Here is an 18,895-nt window from a genome sequence, read left to right as displayed (position 1 = left end):
AGAGTGGATGCGCCCGCAACGCCCGAGCAAGGTGGATCCGTGAACAAGACCGAATTCTTCGAGGTGTGCACGACCTGCGTTCCCCAGGCCAGCCGCCAGGGCGGGGACTACCTCGACGAGCACCGCATGCGGCTCTGGAGCACGTTCAAGGTCTGCGAGGAACTGCTCCAGCCCGGCGATTCGATCATCTCGGTCGGCGCGGGCAGCGCCTACGTCGAGCACGCCCTGCATCGCGCGAAGAAGGTGCAGGTCACCGTGGTCGACTTCCCGGAAGCGATCCAGGCTCATGCGAAGGAGTACGCGCGCAGCGAGTTCAGGACCGTGGCCGCTGACCTCACGCGCCCCCTGGACATTCCCCCGCGCTTCGACCTGGCGCTCAGCTGCGAGATCATCGAGCACATCCCGCGCGATCCGCAGTTGCACATCTCGTTGCTCGCCGGGTTTCTCGCGCCAGCGTCGCCGCGCGGGTACATGGTGGTGACGACGCCCAATTTCGGCAACGTGCGCAACATCGTCAAGCTGGCCATGATGCGGCCGATCATGCCGCCTGCGAGCCGCGTGTTCGGGGACGTCTGCTACGAGAACGAGGGCGTCCACAGACGCGAGTACCTGCCTTCGGAAATCATTTCCTGCATGGACAAGGCGGGCCTGCGCCACATCCACACGTACTACACCGAGAACGAGGAAGCACACTCGCTCAAGAATCGCGTGGGCTCCGTCGCTTCCAAGATCGCGGGCCGCTTCGCCCAGACGATGATCGTCGTGGGCCGCCGCAAGTCGGTCGCCGAGGGCGCCGCCGGCCGGTGACCCTGCCGGGTCGTCGACCCGGCACTGCCGGCGCGGTCCTGCGGCTGATCGCGTGGCGGCTGGCCCCCCTTTATCGTGCAGCCGCCCACAACAGCGTGCAGCCCGACACCGCCATCAGCCCGTCGATCAGCAGCCGGAAGGTCGACGGCGCGAGCCGCAACACGACGAGCTTGCCGATGAACGAGCCGGCCATCAGCGACGCGCCGGCGATCAGTCCTTCGACCAGCACCTTGGCGGGCAGGGCGCCGAAGCCGCGGAACGTGAGCACCTTGGTGCCGTAGATCGCCAGTGAGCCGAGGGCCTCGGTGCCGAGCAGGCCGCCCTGGTCCAGGCCGTAGGCGGTGAACAGCGGCACGGTGAGCGGCCCCGTCGAGACGACGATGCCGGTGAGGAATCCCATCGGCGCGCCGAGCAGCATCACCTGTGTCGTGCTGAGGCGGATCGACCTGCGCGCCAGCCAGCGGCGCAGCGGAATCATCGAGAGGAAGAACACGCCCAGCGCCGACTCGATCACGCCAGGCGGCACGGCCAGCAGCGTTCGCACGCCCAGCGCTGCGCCGGGAATGGCCGTCAGGCAGTACGCGCCGGCCGCCCGCCAGTTGATCATCGGCCGCCAGGCGACCACGCGTCCCAGGTTGCCCATGAAGGACGCGATGGCCATGACCGGCACCGCCTCCAGCGGGCCGTAGGCCAGGATCAGCACGGGCATCAGGATGATCGAGGAGCCCGTGCCGACGACGCCACCGACGGTGCCCGCGACGAGGCCGACGGCGAACACGAGCAGGTAGTCCAGGCCGAAGGTCATGACAGCCCCAGCAGCACGACGCCCACGGTGAGCAGCACGCAGCCGGCGATGCGCGCCGGGCCCGCGGGCTCGCGCAGCACCAGCACGCCCAGCACGGCGGCCACCATCATCGACAGCTCGCGCGCCGGTGCCACCAGCGTGACCGGCGCGCCGGCACGGTAGGCCGACAGCACGAGGATGTACGACATGGGGGCCAGCGCACCCACCGCCGCGGCCAGCAGCCAGTGGCCCCGCATCGCGCGCAGCCACTGGCGGTCGCGCACCACCCACGGGGTGATCATCCCGACCCGCGCCGCGTTCGCGAACCAGTCCAGCAGCACCGGCGCGAGGGCCAGCACCTTCACGCCCCAGGCGTCCACCACCGTGTAGCAGGCGATCAGCGCGCCCGTCGCAAGACCCCAGCGCACACCCGTGGCCACCGGGGCATGCGCGGTCGACGGCGCCTTCTTCGGGGCGCCGGCGGCGATCAGCCCGATGCCACCGACCACCAGCGCGAGCCCGCCCAGGCCCTGCAGGCTCGGCACTTCGTGCAGCAGCAGCAACGCCCCCAGCGACGACAAGGCAGGTCCCGATCCGCGGGCAACGGGATAGACCACCGACAGGTCGGCGACGCGATAGCCCTTCTGCAGGCACAGGCTGTAGGCCAGGTGCAGGCCCCCGGTGAGCAACAGGCAGGCCGCGATGGCCCAGCTCCAGGCCATGCCTTCGTGCCAGAGGATCCAGCCCACCCAGGGCGCATACAGCACGGCGCTGAGCAGCGTGTTCGCGAAGACGAAGGGTGCGCCGACGTTGGCGGCGCGCTTGGCGATGAGGTTCCACGTCGCGTGGATCAGCGCGGCCAGCACGACGAGGGCGAGGGAGCCGGCGCTCATTCGCGGTGCGGCGGTCGGGTGGGGCGAACGGCGTGGCTCGGCATGGGAGGCTGGGCTGCACTGTAGCAAGCGCAGCAGCCGCGGCCTCTGTAGGCCGGCCTTGATGGTTGGCCCCGCCGGGCCACATGGCCCGGTGGGCGTCTGGAATCATCGCCGTTTCAAGTCGCAGACATGGAGAGCCCCGTGGACACGTACCGCATCGCCGTCGTGATCGGCAGCCTCAGGAAGGATTCGCTCAATCGCAAGCTCGCACTGGCGCTGGCCGCGCTGGGACCGAAGGACTTCACCTTCGAGCACGTGCGCATCGATGACCTTCCGCTCTACAACCAGGACCTGGAGGGCCAGCCGCCCGAATCGGTGAAGCGGCTGAAGACGGAGATCGCGCGGGCCCAGGGCGTCCTGTTCGTGACGCCCGAATACAACCGCTCGATTCCCGGCGTGCTGAAGAACGCCATCGACCATGCCTCGCGCCCCTACGGGCAGAGCGCGTGGGCCGGCAAGCCGGCGGGCGTGATCGGCATCTCGGTCGGCGCGATCGGCACGGCGCTGGCGCAGCAGCACTTGCGCAACATGCTGGCCTACCTCGACATGCCCACGCTGGGCCAGCCCGAGGCCTTCATCGCCAACCGCGAGGGGTTGTTCGACGCCAAGGGGCACATCGGGCCGGAGGACACGCGCAAGTTCCTCGGCACGTGGATGGACAAGTACGCCGCATGGGTGAAGGCGCACTCGAAGATGTGAGGGACCTGTCGTTGCGGGCTCGACCCGCAACCGAGCGCAGTCCGGACAGGACAAAGCCGCCCGAAGGCGGCCCCTGGACGTCGGCCGAGCGCGTCCCTCAGTTCACCAGCACGGCATCCGTGTCATCGGCCGACGTGTGCTCCGCGATCGCGCGCTGCGCATCGGCAATTGCCTTGGCACGCGGCGCGTCGCCCATCGCCAGGCCCTCGGCGCGCACGATGCGCACGTCGGTCACGCCCAGGAAGCCGAACACCGTGAGCAGGTAGCTTTCCTGGTGGTCGGCCACGGCCTCGTCCCCGTACAGGCCGCCACGCGTCGACGCGATGATCACGGTCTTGCCCCTGGCCAGGCCCTCGGGGCCGGTGGCGGTGTAGCGGAAGGTGCGGCCGGCCTGCGCGATGCGGTCGATCCAGGCCTTCAGCTGCGTGGGCACCGAGAAGTTGTACATGGGCGCGCCCACCACCACGACGTCGGCGGCGAGGAACTGCGACACCAGCTGTTCCGAGATGAGGTTCTCGCGCTGCTGCGCTTCATCCAGCCCGGCGGGATTGGGGCCGAGCCTGAAGCCCAGCGACTGCAGGTCCAGGTGGCTGGGGGCGTTCACGGCCAGGTCGAGATGCTCGACCGCGGTGCCGGGATGCGAGGCCACCCACTGGGCCACGATGGCACGGGTGAGTTGGCGCGAGACCGAGTTGGCCGCGAGCGGGCTGGAATCGATGTGAAGCAGTTTCATGGTCGTTCTCCTGACCGGCACCAGGTGCCGTGGGGATTGATTCTGAAACTTGCCCAATCGTTTGATAAGCCAGCAAATCCGGGATAGATTGTTCCATCACTGGGACGATCTTCATGCGTGACCTCAACGACATGCTCTATTTCGCCGAGGTCGTCGACCAAGGCGGCTTCGCCGCGGCCGGCCGCTCGCTCGGCATTCCCAAGTCGCGCCTGTCGCGCCGCATCGCCGAGCTGGAAGCCCGGCTGGGCGTGCGGCTGCTCCAGCGCACGACCCGCAAGCTGTCGCTGACCGAAGCGGGACAGCAGTACCACCGCCACTGCGTCGCGATGCGCGAGCAGGCCGATGCGGCCGAGGAGGCCGTCGCGCTGGTCCACGGCGAGCCGCGCGGCACCGTGCGCATCACCTGCCCGGTGACGCTGGCGCAGAGCACCATCGGTCCCTTGCTGCCGCTGTTCCTGCGCCAGCATCCCGAGGTGCGGATCGACATGCAGGTGAGCAACCGCGTGGTCGACGTGGTGCAGGAAGGCGTGGACATTGCGCTGCGCGTTCGACCCACGCTGGACGACAGCGGCAGCCTGGTCGTCAAGAACCTCGGGCCGACGTCGGCGCTGCTGCTGGCCAGTCCCGCGTTGCTGCAGCGGCAAGGCAAGCCGAAGTCGGTGGAGGACCTGGCGCGCCTGAGCACGGTGGCGATGTCGGCCGCCGACGGCCGCGCGAGCTGGGGACTGCGCGGCCCCGGCGGTCGCGAGTACGAGCTGCAGCACCACCCGGTCTACACCGCCGACGACATGCTCACGCTGAAGTTCGCGGTGCTCGAAGGCACCGGCATCGGCGTGCTGCCGGACTACCTGTGCGCGCGGGAGGTGGGCGACGGCCGGCTGGTGGACGCGCTGCCCGGCTGGGCGCCGCGGACCGGCGTCGTGCATGCAGTGTTCTCGTCGCGGCGCGGCATGGTGCCCGCCGTGCGGCGCCTGCTCGATTTCCTCGGCGAGCGGGTGAAGAGCGAAGGGCTGGCGATCGGCTGCCCGTAGGCATCGCGACGGCGCGACTAGCGGGCGAGAGCGACGGCGCGCTCGTACACCTCGACGTAGCGCGCTGCACTGGCGGCCCACCCGAACGGGCGCGCCATGCCGTTGGCCTGGATGCGGCGCCACGCCGCGGTGTCGGCGAAGGCCTGCCGCGCCCGCGCCACTGCTTCCGCGAACCCGCTCGCGCCCGGCTCGCGCATCACGAAGCCGCTGCCGTTTCGAGCATCAGCGGTCGCATCGACGACGGAATCGGCCAGACCTCCGGTGGGCGCCACCAGCGGGGGCGTGCCGTAGGCCTGGCTGTACATCTGGTTCAGGCCGCAGGGCTCGAAGCGCGAAGGCATGAGGAAACAGTCGGCGCCGGCCTCGATGCGGTGCGCGAGCTGCTCGTTGAAGCCCACGGTGACATGCACCTGCTTCGGCGTGCGCTGGGCTGCGTCGACCAGCGCTTCCTGCAGCCCCGGCTCGCCCATGCCCAGGACGACCAGCTGGCCGCCATCGGCCAGCAGGGCGTCCAGGTGCTGCAGCACCAGGTCGATGCCCTTCTGCGGCGTCAGGCGGCTCACCACGCCGAACAGCATGGCCTTCGCACTGACCTTGAGGCCCAGCTGCTTCTGCAGCGCCGCCTTGTTGCGCGCCTTGCCCGCGAGATCGGTCACCGTGTAGGGATGCAGCAGCTGCGTGTCGTGCGCCGGGTTCCAGACCTGGTCGTCGATGCCGTTGAGGATGCCGCTCAGCCGGTCGGCCCGGGCGCGCAGCACGCCGTCGAGGCCCGCGCCGAACTCGGGTGTCTGGATCTCGCGTGCGTACGTGGGGCTGACGGTGGTGATCGCTTGCGCGAACTGCAGCCCGGCCTTGAGCATCGACAGCTGGCCCCAGAACTCCACGCCGTCGATGCCGCGCCAGTGATGCGGCACGCCCAGCATCTCGGCGTCGTGCATGGGGAACACGCCCTGGAACGCCATGTTGTGGATCGTGACCACGCTGGCCGCGACGTGATGCTGCGGGTCGCCCATGCGGGCGCGGGCCAGGTTCATCGGCGCCAGCGCCGTGGGCCAGTCGTTGGCATGCACGACGTCGGCGCGCCAGCCCGGGATCGGCGAGTCGCGCGTGCCCAGGTCCGCGGCCACGCGCGACAGCAGGCCGAAGCGCACCACGTTGTCCTCGTAGTCGCGGCCGTTCGCGTCGACGTAGGGGCCGCCATCGCGCTGGTACAGCGACGGGCAGGCCAGCAGCAGCATGGTGACTCCGGAGGACACGCGCACCGGCAGCAGCTGCGCGGCCGGCCAGTGGCCATACGCCGGGATCTCGATGCCCTCGCCGATGTCGCCGGCGACCTTCATGCCCTTGTACGCGGGCAGCAGCACGCGCACGTCGTGGCCGAGCGCGGCCAGCGCCGCGGGCAGTGCGCCGCTGACGTCGCCCAGGCCGCCGGTCTTCACGTACGGCGCGCACTCGGGCGTGGCGAAGAGGATGTTCATGCGCCCGCCTCGCCGTCGGCGATGAGCACCGCGAAGGGCAGGCCGGCCGCGCCCGCGAACACATCCCTCAGGTCCATGGGATCGTCCTCGCCCAGCTGCAGCTCGGCGCCCGTGAGCCAGTTGCGCCAGGTGCGCCAGCGCCGCAGCGCGGCGCCTTCGCTGGCGCGCAGCCGGGTGCCTTCCCAGGCCGCCGGCGTCCAGCGCGATTCCTCGCCGTTGCACAGCGTCCAGGTGAGGCGCGCCGCGATCACGACCACGGCCCGGCCGTCGAGCACCCGCGCGAACGCGAGCGCATGGTCGGCCGCGCGGCCTTCCACCGGCAGCGCCTGGTAGCTGCCGTCGCGGAACAGCGTCGGCCAGTGCTGGCGAAGCTGCAGCAACCGCCAGGTCACCAGCTGCTTGATGCGACCGTCGGCGGCATTGGCGTGGAGCGTCTGCCAGAACTGCGGCGGCGGAAGGCCGTCGGGGCAGCGCGCCTGCAGGTCGGCCAGCGAGCGCGCCAGCTGGCCGAAGTCCACGGGCCGGCGGTTGTCCGGATCGACCAGGCTGAAGTTCCACTCCTCGCAGCCCTGGTAGATGTCGGGCACGCCGGGCACCGTGAACTTGAGCGCCACCTGCGACAGGCTGTTGCGAAAGCCCCAGGACGCGATGCGGCCGGTGAACCGCTGCAGCTCGTCGACGAAGGGATTGGGCTGGCCGGGCCGCAGCACCGCATCGATGTAGCGGGCGAGGGCATCCTCGTACGCCTGCTCGGGGCACACCCAGCTGGTGTTCTGCTTGGCCTCGCGCACCGCCTTGCGCATGTAGTCCTGCACCCGCTGGCGCAGCGTCTCGCGTTCCTGCGCATGCGGCTGCTGCGCGGGCCACAGGCCGACCAGGGTCTGGAACAGCAGCCAGATGTCGTTGCGCGTCGGCGCCGGGCCGCTCTCGGTCTCGCCCAGGTACAGCTCGGCCCAGCCGGCCCAGCGCATCAGGGATTCGAACCACAGCTGCGGCACTTCCGACAGCACGTCGATGCGCGCACGCAGGTCTTCGCCGCGCTTGCTGTCATGGGTGGAGGTCGCCAGGAGGCAATGCGGGCGATGCCGCGCGCGCGCCTGGTTGGCGCCGTGGAAGGCCGCGACCGAGATGCCGAAGCCCGCGGGCTCGCCGCCGACGTCGTTGAGCGACGTGAGGCGCACGTAGCGGTAGAACGCCGTGTCCTCCACGGCCTTGGCCATCACCGGTGCCGTGAACTGCTGCCAGCGGGCGAGGAAACGCGCGCGCTGTTCGGGCGGCACATCGGACGCCTCGCCTTCGCCCAGCAGCACCTCGCGCACGTGGTCCAGCACGCCGGACTCGGAGCCGCCCAGGCGGCGCTTGGCCGACGCCACGGCCCAGTCGATGTGGCGGCGGTCGGCCGGACTCGCCGGCTCACCGACCCGCAGGTAGGTGCGATAGACCGGAAAGCCGGCCGCGATCTCGGCCAGCGCGAGGCGCAACCGGTTGCGCGTGAAGTCGCAGCGACGGCGGTTGGTGCGCGTGATGCGGTAGATCGCCTCCACCAGCCAGTTCAGTTCGGAGAACAGCGAGGTGCCGATGATCAGCCGCTTGCACTGGTAGGCGATCTCGGCGAAGTCCTCGTGTTCGTCGGTGAAGGCGCGGTACTGCCGGTCCAGCGCGCCGACCTGCCGCGTGTCGACGAACAGGCTGTTGACCATCGTCGCGAAGCGGTAGCCCGTGTCGCCGTGCACCGGCCACAGGTGCGACAGCGGCTCGTGCTCGGCGAGGATCTTCTCGACGACGAGGTACAGCGCCCGCGGTTCGCGGCCCGCGACTTCCGCCTGCCGCGCGAAGCGCGATTGCAGGCGCTGGAAGTACTGCTGCGGATCCGACAGGCCGTCGGGATGGTCGATGCGCAGCGCGTCCAGGTGGCCGTCCTGCAGCCAGTCGAGCACGCGTGCATGCGTGGCCTCGAACACCTCGGGCCGTTCCATGCGCAGCGCCGCCAGCGTGTTGACGTCGAAGAAGCGCCGGTAGTTGACGTCGTCGCTGGCCGTGTGCCAGTCGGCCAGGCGATACGCCTGGCGTGCCACCAGCTTGTCCAGCAGGTCGAAGCTGGCCGGCTCGCCCGGCGTGCCGTTGAAGCGCTGCACGCAGTTGTCGATCCAGTGCGCGAGCCAGTCGTTGCGCGAAACCAGCCGTGCCAGGTTGCGCTTGTAGATCGCGGCATCGCGCACCCGGGCGCGGCGCTGCTCGTCGTCGGTGCTGTCGCGCGCAGGCAGCCGCTGGAACGAGGCCAGCACCGACTCGACCACCGCATGGCTGTCGCTCTCGCTCTCGTCCTGCGCCGGCGGCGCGGGCAGCACGGCGAGGATGTCGGGGTAGGTCGCCGGGTCGATCGGGAAGCGGTGGTCCCAGTAGCGCAGGCCGAACTCGCCGCTTTCCGCGGAGAAGTGCAGCTGCAGCTCGCCCGACTCCAGCACGCGCCCATAGTGGTCGCCCAGCACCGGCAGCAGCACGCGGCCGGCCATCTCGGGCGCAGCAGGCGACCATTCGATGTCGAAGGTCTGCGCATGGGCCGAGGCCTGTCCGTGTTCCAGCACTTCCAGCCACCAGGCGTTGTCGGCCTCCAGGACGCCCATGTGGTTGGGCACCAGGTCCAGCATCTGGCCCATGCCGTGGCGGCGCAGTGCGCGGCACATGCGCTCGAAGTCGCGGTCGTCGCCGACCTCGGGGTTGAGCGCCGTGTGGTCGATGATGTCGTAGCCGTGCGTGCTGCCCGGCCTCGCCCGCAGGAACGGGCTGCTGTACAGGTGGCTGATCCCGAGTGCGTGCAGGTACGGCACCGCCTCGGTCACGTCGGCGAACCGGCAGCCTTCGTGGAACTGCACGCGGTAGGTGGCCGCGGGGATGCGCGCGGTCTCCAGGTCCGGCAGTTCGGTCGGCGCGGTCTCCGGCGCCGGGCCGCTGCGTTCGGCGCGCAGGGCCGCGGCGACGGCCGCGAAGCGTTCATCCGCCGCGAGGTCTTCCACCGCCACGGACAGCTTGCGGCGCCAGTTGGGAAAGCGGTCCTCCGTGGTGCCGGGCACGTTCACCTGCAGAAGCTGTGCGGTGACGTCTTCCAGCTGCACGCCCACCAGCCAGGATGGCGTGCGGGCGAGATACGAATACACGGCCGACACCAGGGCCGGTGTCGCATCCGGCACCGACGTGGGCTGCACGTTGGCTTCGGGCGGCAGCAGGTTCTGGTGCTGCAATGCGAGCAGCAGCCGCGCGCGGTCCTGCGAGCGGTTGATCACCGCCTGGCTGCGGGCGTTGTCGTCGGGGAAGAGGCCGAGCTTGCCCAGCAGCTCCAGGTCTTCGCCGAGCCAGAAGCCGCGCAGGGTGGGCAGGTCGTGCGTGCTGACCACGGCCAGCGCCTGCGGCTGCCACTCGGCGGGCGGGCGGAAGCTGCCGTCCTGGGTGCGCTCGAACAGCAGCGGCCGGTACGAGAGCAGGCAGCGGTCGCGCATCGCGTCGCGCATCGCGGGCGCCACGTTGCCCAGGTCCTCGCCGATCACGAGGCACTGGTGGCGGTGGCTCTCCAGCGCCAGGATGCCCAGCAGGTCCTGCAGGGGATAGGTGACGTAGGTGCCGCCCTGCGCGCCGATCCAGAACAGGCGCATCAGCGCCATGACGTGGTCCATGCGCAGCGCGCCGCTGTGGCGCATGTTGGCGCGCAGCGTCTCGATGAAGGGCTGGTAGCGCGCGGCTTTCAGCTGCACGGGGTTCAGCGGCGGCAGGCCCCAGTCCTGGCCCAGGGCATTGAGCGGGTCGGGCGGCGCACCCACGTGCATTCCCAGCGCGTAGAGCGAGGGCTGCACCCAGGTCTCGGCGCCGCCTTCGTTGACGCCGACGGCGAGGTCGCAGTACAGGCCCAGCCCCATCCCGCGCGATTTCGCATAGCGCTGCACCGACTCGAGCTGCACCTCGGCCAGCCACTGCAGCCAGAAGCGGAACTGGATCAGCGACGCGTGCGTGCGCCGGAACTCGCGCACCGCATCGCCTTCGGGATCCTTGTAGGCCTCGGGCCACGCCGGCCAGCCCCACACGTTGGCGTCCTGCGCATGCAGGTGGCCCTGCAGCGCCTCGAACAGCGCGTGCCGGCCGAGCGTGGCTTCGCGCTCCTGCATGAACTTCGCGAAGTGCGCGCCCTGCGAGCGGTTGGGATGCAGCTCGTGCTGCTCGAAATGCCGCCACAGGATGGCCAGCATCTCGTCCTTCGCAGCGGCGACGGCCGGGTAGTCGACCAGCTCCCCATCGCGCAGCCGGCGGAGGCGATCCTGGAAATCCTCGCTGTGCAGCTTGCGCCGTGCCTCGTCGCAGCCCGACAGCTCGGCCAGCGCCTGCACGTCGAGGTAGATCGGGTTCATCGCCGTGCGGCTGGACGGGCTGTAGGGGCTCGCCACCTCGGGCCGGTGCGGAAAGAGCGCGTGCAGCGGCGACAGGCCGATGAACGATGCGCCCTGGCGCGCGGCGGTGTCGACCAGCCGCCGCAGGTCGCCGAAGTCGCCGATGCCCCAGTTGCGGCCAGAGCGCAGCGCATAGAGCTGGATCGTGCAGCCCCACCAGCGCTGGCCTTCGAGCAGCGCGGCGGGCGCCCAGCAGCGGCGCGGCGCGACGACCAGCGTGCAGGTCGTCGCGGGGTCGTCCTCGAGCGTGAGTTGCCAGTAGCCGGTCGCCAGTTGCGGGGGCAGGGCGATCACGGCTTCCTCGCCCTGTCGCTCGATCGTGCCGCGGTGCCCCGCCTCGGCGGGCATGGGAGGTTCCGGCGTGAGCCGCCAGCGTCCGGCGGAAGGCGTGCCGCGCCACGCGATGCGCACCGGCTCGCCCTGCGTCACCACGTGCACTGGCGGCAGTCCGGTGGCGGCGGGAGGCGACTCGCGCAGCCGCATGCTGGTGAGGGCCTGTTCGAGAACGGCGGGCGGGACTTCCTTGTCCTCGCCCCAGAAGCTGTGGTACCGCAGCGCCACGCCGTGGCGTTCGGCCTGCCGCACCAGGTCGTCGTGGTCGCGCTCGTCGCTCATAAAGTGATTTCGGGGCCGATGCGCCAGCGGGCCGCCCAGGCGGGCCAGTGATCGGCAGGGGTGTCGTCGGGCCAGCGGTGGCGGAACACGTCCTGCGTTTCCACCGGGCCGCTGCGTTGCGGGGCCGCTGCCACGGGCTGCGATCCCAGGTTGATGTCGAGCTCCAGCACCTGGCCGTCGGCATAGCGCCATTGCACGGACAGCCCGCGGTCGCCCACGCGCTGGAAGGTGTGCTGGCCGGTGAGCAGCTGGTGGTGGCGCGGCACGATGAACTGGCGGCGCGCTGCCAGGGCCGAGCGCACCATCGCCAGCCAGCGCTGGCCATTGGCGCTCGCGCGCTCGGCGGCGTCGGGACGGCTGGCGTCGAAGGTGGCGGCACTGCACGGGTCGGGCAGCTCGAGGGCCTTGCCGTCCACCGTCTTGGTGACGTGGCCGAACTCGCGCTTGCGGCCTTCCTGCACCGCCTTCTTCAGGTCGCCTTCCCAGTCGGCGAAGTAGAGCCAGGGATGCGTGCTGCCGAACTCCTCGCCGAGGAACAGCATGGGCACGGCGGGCGTGAGCAGGGCGAGCAGGGTGGCGAGCGGCGCGGCATCCGGTCCGGCGAGCACTGCCAGCCGTTCGCCGAACGCGCGGTTGCCCACCTGGTCGTGGTTGTGCGCGAAGTTCACCAGCTCGGACAGCGGGATCTGCGGCGTCGCCCTGGGCGTCTCGCGCGCGCCGCCGGGCTTGCGCGCGCTGTCCTCGAACAGCATGCCGTGCGTGAGGCAGCGCCCGAGCAGGTCGAGCGGCGTCTCGCCAGGCGCGTGCCCGTAGTCGTGGTAGTAGGTGCCGGTCTCGCCGGTGAGCGCCACGTGCAGCGCGTGGTGGAAGTCGTCGTTCCACTGCGCGTCGAACCTGCCGGGCTCGGGCTCCGTCGCCAGCCGCTCGTGGTTGTTGTTCTCGTTCTCCAGCACCAGGTGCACGTGGCGGCCGGCGGTGGCTTCGCGCACGCGATGCGAGAGTTCCTCCAGCACGTGCGGGCGGCTGTCGTCGGCGATGGCGTGCACGGCGTCCAGGCGCAGCCCGTCGAAGCGGTACTCGGTGGTCCAGTACACGGCGTTTTGGATGAAGAACTCGCGCACCCACCGGCTGCCGTCGCCGTCGAAGTTGATCGCCGCGCCCCACGGGCTGCTGCGGGTCTTCGAGAAGAACTGCGGCGCGTACCGGTGCAGGTAGTTGCCTTCCGGCCCGAAGTGGTTGTAGACCACGTCGAGGAACACCATCAGCCCGAGCCGGTGCGCCTGCTGGATGAAGCGCTTCAGGTCGTCGGGCGTGCCGTAGGCCGCATGTGGCGCGAACGGCAGCACGCCGTCGTAGCCCCAGCCGAAGCGGCCCGGGAAGTCGGCCAGCGGCATCAGCTCCACCGCGGTGATGCCGACGTCCTTCAGCTCCTGCAGGCGCTGCGCGGCCGCCGCGAACGTGCCTTCGGGCGTGAACGCGCCCACGTGCAGTTCGTAGAGCACCACGTCGTGCCAGGGGCGGCCGGTCCAGCCGTCGTCCCAGGTGAAGGAACGCGGGTCGACCACGCGGCTGGGCTGGTGCACGCCATGCGGGTTGTGGCGCGACGCCGGGTCCGGGACCATCAGCTCGTCGTCGATGCGCCAGTGGTACAGCTGTCCGTCGCCGGCCTTGGCGTCGACACAGGACCACCAGCCATCGGCGTCGCTTGTCGCCGAGACCATGCGTGGCGCCGCATCGGGCGCGTCATAAAGCGCGAGCGCGACCTGCTTCGCGCCGGGCGCCCAGAGCCTGAACTCCGTGCCGCCGCCCGGGCGCACGGTGGCGCCGAACGGCATCTCATGGGCCACCTTCACGCGCTCCGTCCTTCCACCAGCACCGCCATGGCGTGCGATTCGAGCTCGATCTTGGCCTGCGGCTGCACGGCCTCGGCCGTGTCGTGCGCGAAGTGGCCCTGGCCGGTGTCGATACGCACGCGCCATTCGGCCACGCCCGCTGCTTCCGGCAGCGTGAAGATCGTCGCTTCATCCGACGCATTGAACAACAGCAGCACGCTCGGGCTGGGCTGGCCATCCACCGGCGTGAAGCGGCCATCGAAGAGCGCGGCGATGCAGCGCACCGAGGGATTGGTCCATTCCTCCTCAGTCATCGGCAGGCCCCAGACGCTGAACCACGCGAGATCGATGCGGCCGTCGGCATCGGGCTGGCCCGTGGGCCAGCGGTTGTCGCGCAGCACCGGCAGCTCGCGCCGCAGCGCGATCACGTGGTGGGTGAATTCGATCAGCGGGTCGTTGCGGCGGTCCGGCCCCCAGTCGAACCAGCTGACCGGGTTGTCCTGGCAGTAGGCGTTGTTGTTGCCGCCCTGCGTGCGGCTCATCTCGTCGCCGCCCAGCAGCAGCGGCACGCCGCGCGACACGAAGAGCGTGGTGAGGAAGTTGCGTTTCTGCCGCTCGCGCAGCTGCAGGATGTCCTCGTCGTCGGTGTCGCCCTCGGCGCCGCAGTTCCAGCTGCGGTTGTGGCTCTCGCCGTCGCGGTTGTCCTCGGCGTTGGCCTCGTTGTGCTTGTCGTTGAAGCTCACCAGGTCGTTGAGCGTGAAGCCGTCGTGCACGGTCACCAGGTTGATGCTGGCCGAAGGCCGGCGGCGCGAGGGGCCGAAGATGTCGGCCGAGCCGGCCAGGCGTGCGGCGAACTCCTGCACCGCGCCGTCGGTGCCACGCCAGAAATCGCGCACCGAGTCGCGGTAGCGGCCGTTCCATTCCGACCAGCCCGGCGGGAAGCCGCCGACCTGGTAGCCGTTGTCGCCGATGTCCCAGGGCTCGGCGACCAGCTTCACGCGACGCAGCACCGGGTCCTGCGCCACGGCGGCGAGGAACGGCGAGCGATGGTCGAACTCGTACTGGCCGTTGCGCGCCACGGCGGGTGCGAGGTCGAACCGGAAGCCGTCGACGTGCATCTCCTCGACCCAGTACCGCAGGCTGTCCATCATCAGCCGCAGCGTGGCGGGATGGCTGATGTCCAGCGTGTTGCCGGTGCCGGTGACGTCGGCGTAGTAGCGGCGCTCCTCCTGCACGAGGCGGTAGTACGCGGGGTTGTCGATGCCCTTGAGGAACAGCGTGGGCCCGAGGTGGTTGCCCTCGCAGCTGTGGTTGTAGACCACGTCGAGGATCACCTCGAGGCCGGCCGCGTGAAGCGCCTTGACCATGCGCTTGAAGTCGTCGGGGTCGTTGCCCGCGCAGTAGCGCGGTTCCGGCGCGAAGAACGCGACCGTGTTGTAGCCCCAGTAGTTGGCCAGGCCCAGGTCGATCAGGCGGCGCTCGTCGTTGAACGCGTGCACCGGAAGCAGCTCGACCGAGGTGACCCCCAGCCGCTTGAAGTGCGCGATGGCGGCGTCGCTTCCAAGACCGGCGAAGGTGCCGCGCTGCGCCTGCGGCACGTCGTCCATCTGCTTCGTGAAGCCGCGCACGTGGACTTCGTAGAAGACCGTGTCTTCCAGCGGAACGTCGGGCCGGCGGTCGTCGCCCCAGTCGAACGTGGGGTCCAGCACCACGCACTTGGCTGCGGACGCTGCGTTGTCGCTCGCGTCCATGGCGAGATCGCGGGCTGGACCGCCGAGCGTGTACGCGTACTGCCAGGCGCCACCGCGCAGCGGCCGGTCGAGCGCCTTCGCATACGGATCCAGGAGCAGCTTGTTCGGATTGCAGCGGAGCCCGTCCTGCGGATGGTAGGGGCCGTGCACGCGCAGGCCGTAGCGAGTGCCTGCGGGCAGCCCGCGCACGAAGCCGTGCCACACGTCATCGGTGCGGCAGGGCAGTTCGTAGCGACGGACTTCGCGCGTGCCGCTGCGGTCGAAGACGCAGATCTCGACCTTCTCCGCGATGCTGGAGAACACCGCGAAGTTGACCCCGCCCTCGGCCAGCGTGGCGCCGAGCGGCCAGGGTCGGCCGGGCTCGCAGCGGTCCGGCAGCTGGGCGTCGTTGGAGGCGGGGGCGAGTTCGGCGACGGCCGCCGCCGTCATGCAACCACCTCCAGCCGGCCGCGACCGGTGCGCAGGGCGGGACGCGAGGCGGATTGCGGCATGTGGCGCGAGCCCGAATGGAAGTAGCCGGCCGGCACCACCACGATGCCCGTGGGCGTGACGTGGAAGCGGCGGCGGTCGTGCTCCAGGTCCAGGCCGATGCGCTCGCCGGCGGGCACGTCGTTGTCCTGGTCGATGATGGCGCGGTGCACCTGGGCGCCGCGGCCGATGCGCGTGCGCTCCATCACGATGCAGTGCTCCAGGCGCGCGCCGCGGTCCACGTGCACCGACCGGCGCAGCATGGCGTGGTCGAGGGCGGCGCCGTCGACGATGCTGCCCGAGCCGACGACCGAGCGGTTGATGACGCCGTTCTCGATCTGGGCCGACTCGGCCTGGTCGGGGCTGGCGTAGATCGGCCACTTCTCGTTGGTCATGCGGAACTTGGGCGCCGCGCCCAGCGTGTCGAAGTGGGCCTCGAAGTAGGCGTCGATGGTGCCCACGTCGCGCCAGTAGCCGTTCTCCTCGTACGGCTCGGTGCCCGGGATGTGGTTGGTGTCGAAGTCGTAGGCCACCAGCTTGTGGCTCTTCACCATCGCCGGCAGGATGTGCTTGCCGAAGTCGCTGGTGCCGTCTTCCTTCATCTTCTTCAGCTGCTCGAGCAGGACGTCGGCATTGAAGATGTAGTTGCCCATCGAGGCCAGCGCATGCGTGGTGCTGCCCGGCATCGGCTTCGCTGTCTTCGGCTTCTCCTGGAACTCGGTGATGCGGTTGCTGTCGTCGATGTCGACGATGCCGAACTGGTCGCACTGCGAGAGACGCACGGGCAGGGTGGCCACGCTGGCGGCGGCACCGCTCTGGATGTGGAAGTCGATCATCTGCTGCACGTCCATGCGGTAGATGTGGTCGGCGCCGAACACGGCCACGATGTCGGGCTTCATGCTCTCGATCAGGTGGATGTTCTGGAACACCGCGTCGGCGGTGCCCTGGAACCACTGCGGCCCGTTGGTCATCTGCGGCGGCACGCAGGTGATGAAGTGCTGCGGCATGAAGCGCGCCATGGTCCAGGTCTGCCGCACGTGCTCGATCAGCGACTGCGACTTGTACTGCACCAGCATGTAGATCGAGTAGATCTCCGAGTTCACCAGGTTCGACAGCACGAAGTCCACGATGCGGTGCTTGCCGTTGAACGGCACCGCAGGCTTGCATCGGTTGGCGGTCAGCGGTCCGAGGCGCGCGCCTTCACCACCAGCCATGACGAAAGCCAGGACATTCCTATGAGCGGGCATCAGCTTCTCCTCCTTGATTCGGTGCGTCCATCGGCCGGTCGATGAGCACCAGGGTTGCCAGGGGCGGCAATGTGATCGTGGCGCTGGCAGGCTGTCCCGCCAGCGGTTGGTCGTGCGCGTGCACGCGTCCGAGGTTGCCCATGCCGCTGCCGCCGTAGTACGTGGCATCGCTGTTGAGCAGTTCGTGCCAGCTGCCGGCATGCGGCAGGCCGACACGCAGCGCGATGCGCGGCTCGGGCGTCATGTTGATGATGGCGACGGTCAGTGCGTCGCCCGGGTCGGCGCGGCGCACGAACGCCAGCACCGTCTGCGGCTCGCCGGTCTCGACCGGCAGCCAGTAGAAGCCTTCGGGGTTGAAGTCGTTCACGTGCAGCGCCGGCACGCTCCTGTAGGCGGCGTTCAGGTCGCACACCCAGCGCGCCAGGCCGGCGTGCAGGGGCCGCGCCCACAGGTGCCAGTCGAGCGTCCGCTCGTGGTGCCATTCCTGCAACTGGCCGAATTCGCCGCCCATGAACAGCAGCTTCTTGCCCGGGTGGGCCCACATGTAGCCGTACAGGTTGCGCAGGCCCGCGAAGCGCTGCCAGTCGTCGCCGGGCTGCTTGCCCAGCAGGCTGCCCTTGCCGTAGACCACCTCGTCGTGCGACAGCGGCAGCACGAAGTTCTCGTTGAAGGCGTAGACCGAGGAGAAGCGGATGTCGTCGGCGTGCCAGTGGCGGTAGAAGTGCGGCCGCGCCATGTAGCGCAGCGTGTCGTTCATCCACCCCATGTTCCATTTCATGCCGAAGCCCAGGCCACCGTGGTGCACGGGGCGCGAAACGCCGGCCCACGCGGTGGACTCCTCGGCGATCATGTGGACGTCGGGGAACTGCGCGTAGACGGCGCTGTTCAGGTCCTGCAGGAAGCGCACCGCCTCCAGGTTCTGGTTGCCGCCGTACTGGTTGGGGATCCACTGGCCCGGCTCGCGCGCGAAGTCCAGGTACAGCATCGAGGCCACGGCGTCGACGCGCAGGCCGTCGAAGTGGTACTTCTCCAGCCAGAACAGCGCATTGCTGATCAGGAAGTCGCGCACCTCGTAGCGGCCGTAATTGAAGATCAGGCTGTTCCACTGCGGGTGGAAGCCGAGGCGCGGGTCCGCATGCTCGTACAGCGCGGTGCCGTCGAAGTCGGCCAGCGCGTGCGGGTCCGACGGGAAGTGCGAGCCCACCCAATCCAGCAGGACGCCGATGCCGTGCTGGTGCAGCGTGTCCACCAGCACCATCAGGTCCTGCGGTGTGCCGTAGCGCGCGGTGGGCGCGAAGTAACCGGTGGTCTGGTAGCCCCAGGAACCGTAGAACGGGTGCTCGGCGACCGGCATCAGCTCCACGTGCGTGAAGCCCATGGTGCGGCAGTGCGAGGCCAGGCGCACCGCGAGGTCGCGGTAGTTCAGGACCCGGCCGTCTTCCTCGCGCTGCCAGGAACCCAGGTGCACCTCGTAGATCGACATCGGCTCGCGGTGCGACTGGCGCTGGCCGCGCTGCGACATCCACTCGCGGTCGCCCCACGTGTGCGACAGGTCCCAGATCTGCGACGCGGTGCCGGGCGGATGCTCGCAGCGGAATGCGTACGGGTCGGCCTTGTCCATCCAGCCGCCGTGCGCGCCGTGGATGCGGTACTTGTAGAAGTCGCCGGCGCGCGCGCCTTCGACGCGGCCGTGCCAGAGGCCGCTGCCGTCCTCGATCTTCTGCATCGGCTCGCCATGCCAGCCGTTGAAGCTGCCGGCCACGCAGACGCTGCGCGCGTTGGGGGCCCAGACGGTGAAGCGCGTGCCGTTGCCGTCGAGGTGTGCACCCATCAGCTCGAACTGGCGGAAGTGGTGGCTCGGCCGTGGCGCCTGCCGCTGTTGTGCGGACGCAGCTGGGGCAGCGGTGTGCAATGCGTCGGCAGAAAACGGGGAAGCAGGCGTCATGTCGTAACTTGCGTGAGGAAAATTCTGGGGCGGCTGGCCCCATCAGCATGAAGGAACCTCCGCCCACATTCCGTAGGCGGGCACCTACAGCTTGGCGTCGATCCATCCGACGCCGCGCCGGGCTTGAACGTAGCTCG

The 18,895-nt window shown here is 69.8% G+C and carries 12 protein-coding genes; 3 read left to right on the top strand and 9 right to left on the bottom strand.

Features of this window, described 5'->3' with window-relative positions:
• Positions 1-39 precede the first annotated feature (39 nt).
• Positions 40-807, top strand: coding sequence for a class I SAM-dependent methyltransferase (locus tag ACPWT1_RS17205; protein WP_427912363.1), 768 nt, complete (start codon positions 40-42; stop codon positions 805-807).
• 70 nt (positions 808-877) lie between these two features.
• Here the strand turns inward: ACPWT1_RS17205 and ACPWT1_RS17200 are convergent, their stop codons facing one another.
• Both ACPWT1_RS17200 and ACPWT1_RS17195 read right to left on the bottom strand, forming a co-directional pair.
• Entirely contained in the window at positions 878-1,612 is a 735-nt protein-coding gene (locus ACPWT1_RS17200) for a TSUP family transporter (protein ID WP_427912362.1), read from the bottom strand.
• Complete coding sequence (locus ACPWT1_RS17195; protein WP_427912361.1) at positions 1,609-2,484, bottom strand: EamA family transporter; 876 nt, start codon at positions 2,482-2,484, stop codon at positions 1,609-1,611. Before ACPWT1_RS17195 ends, ACPWT1_RS17200 begins: the two co-directional genes overlap by 4 nt.
• A gap of 183 nt (positions 2,485-2,667) precedes the next feature.
• Here ACPWT1_RS17195 and ACPWT1_RS17190 point away from each other — a divergent pair, with 183 nt between their 5' ends.
• A complete protein-coding gene (locus ACPWT1_RS17190) occupies positions 2,668-3,225 on the top strand; it encodes an NADPH-dependent FMN reductase (protein ID WP_427912360.1) in 558 nt (185 codons plus the stop codon).
• Positions 3,226-3,322: 97 nt separating this feature from the next.
• On the opposite strand, the gene ACPWT1_RS17185 is transcribed toward ACPWT1_RS17190, so the two are convergent.
• Positions 3,323-3,958 (bottom strand): FMN-dependent NADH-azoreductase, encoded by a 636-nt coding sequence (locus ACPWT1_RS17185; RefSeq protein ID WP_427912359.1) that lies wholly within the window; start codon positions 3,956-3,958, stop codon positions 3,323-3,325.
• A 113-nt stretch (positions 3,959-4,071) separates the two neighbouring features.
• Here ACPWT1_RS17185 and ACPWT1_RS17180 point away from each other — a divergent pair, with 113 nt between their 5' ends.
• Positions 4,072-4,989: a LysR substrate-binding domain-containing protein gene (locus ACPWT1_RS17180; protein ID WP_427912358.1), complete on the top strand. Its 918-nt coding sequence runs from the start codon at positions 4,072-4,074 to the stop codon at positions 4,987-4,989.
• Positions 4,990-5,006: 17 nt separating this feature from the next.
• On the opposite strand, the gene glgA is transcribed toward ACPWT1_RS17180, so the two are convergent.
• From glgA to glgB, 6 genes are read right to left on the bottom strand one after another with little or no spacing between them, the layout of a single operon-like run.
• Entirely contained in the window at positions 5,007-6,467 is a 1,461-nt protein-coding gene (gene glgA / locus ACPWT1_RS17175) for a glycogen synthase GlgA (RefSeq protein WP_427912357.1), read from the bottom strand.
• Complete coding sequence (locus ACPWT1_RS17170; RefSeq protein ID WP_427912356.1) at positions 6,464-11,515, bottom strand: malto-oligosyltrehalose synthase; 5,052 nt, start codon at positions 11,513-11,515, stop codon at positions 6,464-6,466. Before ACPWT1_RS17170 ends, glgA begins: the two co-directional genes overlap by 4 nt.
• Positions 11,512-13,368: a malto-oligosyltrehalose trehalohydrolase gene (treZ, locus tag ACPWT1_RS17165; protein ID WP_427912355.1), complete on the bottom strand. Its 1,857-nt coding sequence runs from the start codon at positions 13,366-13,368 to the stop codon at positions 11,512-11,514. The genes ACPWT1_RS17170 and treZ overlap by 4 nt, the downstream gene beginning before the upstream one ends.
• Positions 13,365-15,527: a glycogen debranching protein GlgX gene (gene glgX, locus ACPWT1_RS17160; protein WP_427912354.1), complete on the bottom strand. Its 2,163-nt coding sequence runs from the start codon at positions 15,525-15,527 to the stop codon at positions 13,365-13,367. Before glgX ends, treZ begins: the two co-directional genes overlap by 4 nt.
• Positions 15,524-16,813 (bottom strand): glucose-1-phosphate adenylyltransferase, encoded by a 1,290-nt coding sequence (locus ACPWT1_RS17155; RefSeq protein WP_427912353.1) that lies wholly within the window; start codon positions 16,811-16,813, stop codon positions 15,524-15,526. Before ACPWT1_RS17155 ends, glgX begins: the two co-directional genes overlap by 4 nt.
• Positions 16,800-18,758, bottom strand: a complete 1,959-nt coding sequence (glgB, locus tag ACPWT1_RS17150) for a 1,4-alpha-glucan branching protein GlgB (protein ID WP_427912352.1) — start codon at positions 18,756-18,758, stop codon at positions 16,800-16,802. The genes ACPWT1_RS17155 and glgB overlap by 14 nt, the downstream gene beginning before the upstream one ends.
• Positions 18,759-18,895 lie beyond the last annotated feature (137 nt).

Origin of the sequence: Ramlibacter sp. MMS24-I3-19 (assembly GCF_050320135.1) — a bacterium.
Lineage (GTDB): Bacteria > Pseudomonadota > Gammaproteobacteria > Burkholderiales > Burkholderiaceae_C > Ramlibacter.
The sequence above is the reverse complement of the archived record's forward strand: the minus strand, read 5'-3'. Positions and strand labels throughout refer to the sequence as shown.